This is a genomic window from Halomonas sp. HP20-15, assembly GCF_033446685.1.
In the GTDB taxonomy this organism is placed as follows: domain Bacteria; phylum Pseudomonadota; class Gammaproteobacteria; order Pseudomonadales; family Halomonadaceae; genus Modicisalibacter.
On sequence record NZ_JAWQLY010000042.1, the window covers coordinates 1 to 311 of the forward strand.

General features: G+C 63.0%; 1 pseudogene. It reads right to left on the reverse strand.

The features are described 5' to 3' along the window. Positions 1–119 precede the first annotated feature (119 nt). Positions 120–311 (reverse strand): annotated as a pseudogene (locus R6258_RS18770) (sulfate adenylyltransferase small subunit); the annotation flags it as partial.

A 311-nucleotide genomic window follows, 5' to 3' on the forward strand; every position in this document is an offset into this window, starting at 1 on the left:
AGCGTCGACTTGCCGTCGTCGACGCTGCCGCAGGTGATGAAGCGCAGCAGGTCCTTGTTCTCGTGTTCCTGCAGGTAGCTTTCGATATCGTCGGCGATGAGTGCGGATTGGTGTGCCATTTAGAAGTACCCCTCGCGCTTCTTGCGTTCCATGCTGCCCGCCTGGTCGTGATCGATGGCCCGGCCGCTGCGCTCGCTGGTGCGGGTCAGCAGCATCTCCTGGATGATCTCGGGCAGCGTGGCGGCCTTGGATTCCACCGCCCCGGTCAGCGGGTAGCAGCCCAGCGTGCGAAAACGCACCCACTTCTCTTC